The 3126-nt window shown below is 20.7% G+C and carries 2 protein-coding genes; one reads left to right on the top strand and one right to left on the bottom strand.

The genetic code is table 11. The features are described 5' to 3' along the window. The first annotated feature begins 315 nt into the window (after positions 1-315). A complete protein-coding gene (locus MBCUR_RS01630; protein WP_067089410.1) occupies positions 316-1698 on the top strand; it encodes an ATP-grasp domain-containing protein in 1383 nt (460 codons plus the stop codon). Positions 1699-1785: 87 nt separating this feature from the next. Here the strand turns inward: MBCUR_RS01630 and MBCUR_RS01625 are convergent, their stop codons facing one another. Next, complete coding sequence (locus tag MBCUR_RS01625; protein ID WP_067089408.1) at positions 1786-2712, bottom strand: zinc ribbon domain-containing protein; 927 nt, start codon at positions 2710-2712, stop codon at positions 1786-1788. Between the last annotated feature and the right edge of the window lie 414 nt (positions 2713-3126).

Here is a 3126-nt window from a genome sequence, read left to right as displayed (position 1 = left end):
ATCTTTAATTTNTAAAATAATCTTTAATAATTTTATTATTAAAAAAATATATATTATAATTATTTAGATTGAGGAATAAATGAGTATAAAAGTTTTTAAAAAATATCATTACTTATGAACTTTATTTTCAGAACTATAATACAAAATTTTTAAAAATATTAATAATATTTTTATTTTCACAAAAATATTAGTTAAATCAATAAATGATTAATATGTCAAGAGCAATAAAAAATAAATGAAAAAAGATTAATAAATGTAAAAAACTAAAAAAATAAATAAAAAAAATATTATATGATGAGATATAAATAATAATAAATGGAAAAATTATTAATACTAGGGACAAATACACGACCACTAATAAATTCTGCTTTAAAGCTTAATTATAAAAGCTATTCTGGAAGCTATTTTAAAACAGCTGACTTTGAAGAACCTTTTAAATCTAGAAGTGTTTTAAAACAAAAAGCAGAAAAATCATGTGGTTCTTTTGAAGAAAAATTTAACTCCTTAGATATTTTAAATTTATGCAAAGACTGGATTTGGGAAAGTGATCATATAATTCTCTCATCGGGAATTTCACCAGAAAAAATTGATTTAAAAAATAAAAAAAAAATTATTGGAAATAAAAAAACAAAAAATATAGAAGATAAATATAAATTTTATAAAAAAATTAAAAATAAATATAATACTCCTCAAACAATTAAAATAAACTCTGTTGATGATTTAAATGATTTTTTAAAAGAAAATAAAGAAAAAACATTTATTTTAAAGCAAATTAATGGCTCTGGAGGATATGGAATAAAACTTATTAATTACAATAATTTTTTAATAGAAAATAAGAATAAAAATAATAAAAAAAGCAAAGAAGAAGATAAATTTTTAGATATTGAATTTCCTATGATTTTACAAAAATATATTGAAGGGGACAACCTTAGTAGTTCCCTTTTATCTACAACAGATGAATCAAAAACTATTTTAATAAGTGAAAATATAAACAATAGCTATTTTTTAAAAATAATGAAAAAAAATAGTAAAAATATCACGGCAACTAGAAATAGAAAAGAAACAAATTATAATAGTGACTATGACTTAGATTTTAGATATAGTGGTAATATCTCACCAGTAGAAAAAGGAAAATACAATGAAGATATTTTAGAGGAAATTAAAAAAATTTCAGAACAATTAATACTTGATTTTAAATTAATTGGATCAAATGGAGTAGATTTAATTTTAAACGATGGAGAGATATATGTAATTGAAATTAATCCAAGATTTCAAGGCACATACGAATCTGTTGAGAAATTATTAAATATTAACTTACTAAAATATCATATTGATGCATCTAATGGAATTTTAAATGAAACATACTACAATGCAAAAAATAAAAAAGACATTATTAAAAATCCTTCAGCTTACTGTTTTAAAAAAATTATTTATACAGAAGAAAAGATAAAATTTAATGGAATAAATAATGAAAAAGAGCCAAACAATAGCAAAAGATTAAAAAATTCAAATAGCTTTAAAGCTGATAATTTTAAAAATAATAATATTCAAATAGTGGATATACCATTAAAAGAGGCGGTTTTAGAAAAAAATCAGCCATTTTTAACATTAATCGGATTAAATAAAGATTTAAGTATATTAAAAAGCAACATTAACGATACAATAGAAAAAATAGAAAGTTCATACACATATACATGATTATTGGGAAAAAAATTAAAAAAAAAAAAAAATAAAAAAAACAATAAAGAGTAACACTCATCTTAAAAGTAAATTGTATAATTAAAACTAACTCTTTTTAACAGAAATTTTATTTTTTGGTATTGTAAAGTTTAGTGTATAATTGAAAAATCCAGCATCATCTTGGGTTAAATGTTTGCTATAAATATTCAAAACTCCATTGATATGATCCATCTTATGAATTTTACTACTAAATCCTTCATCACCTATTTCATCACCTTTTCCCTTTAAAGCAATAGTTAAAATATTATTTTTAAAACTTGCATCATTTAATAGAATATCTGAAGCAGGACTAGATATAAGGTTAGGTAGGAATAAAAGGTCTATTTTTTTAGTAACAATATTCCAATTATCATTAGCAACTCCAGGATTATAAGTAGTTTTAATTATATTGTCATTTGAGTCATATGCAGATAACTCAAGATCATAAGTAGCATTATGTTCATTATCTCCATTAATATATGAATCTAAAATCTCTGATAATTTTTCACCTTGAGAAACAGTTTTTGTATCCAAAGCTATTTTTAGCTTACCATTGTAAGATAAAATATAAGCATTTTTATTTGGACTTTTTCCAGATTTAGAGTAAATGTAATATGATTTACTTACATGAGAATCATAAGTTAACTTGTATGCTGCAGAAGTCAATTCAATTTCTTCACTTACAATTGTTGGACCAAAAAAAGAAATTAAAGCAAATGCCCCTACAGCAATTACTGCAATAACTGCAACAACAGCAATTATTAGCTTTTTATTACTACTCTTCTTTTTATTGGGAATATTCTTGTTATTAGAAATATTCTCTTCAGAATCAAACTTTGAGGTATTCAAAGCATTATTTTCAGATGATTTATTTTCAATATTTACATCCTTTTGTGGTGCATCTAGCTTTTCATCTAAAGTAGAGCCACAATTTTGACAAAATATTCCATCATCAGGATTTTCATCCCCACAATTTAAACAGTTCTTAACCATTTTATCACAATTACCAAATTTCAACTATATATTTCTTATTTTCGAAATTTTTAAAAATCATTTATTAAACCTACTAAATTATTTTATTCTCTTAATTTTTTGTTTTTATAAATAGTAATATTTTATTTATTTTATATAAATTTATTTAAAAAATTTTTTCGAATAATAAAAGATAAATTTTTATTAAATTAATTATAAAATAAAATTAAAATTAAACATGCTAAAAATAGAACAGAATTAAAAATTATATTCCTGAAAGAAAATTTTCGAATTAATGGTTTGTTGAAATATTTATTTATTTTAAAAAATAAGTTTATACTACATCTAATTTTTAAAATAATCATTTATAATTTTATTATATCCAAAAATATTTATTATAATTATTTAATTTAATTAATAGATGAATATATAAAT

Source organism: Methanobrevibacter curvatus (genome assembly GCF_001639295.1).
Lineage (GTDB): Archaea > Methanobacteriota > Methanobacteria > Methanobacteriales > Methanobacteriaceae > Methanoflexus > Methanoflexus curvatus.
Note: the sequence above shows the minus strand (reverse complement) of the source record. Positions and strands in the feature narration are given on the sequence as shown.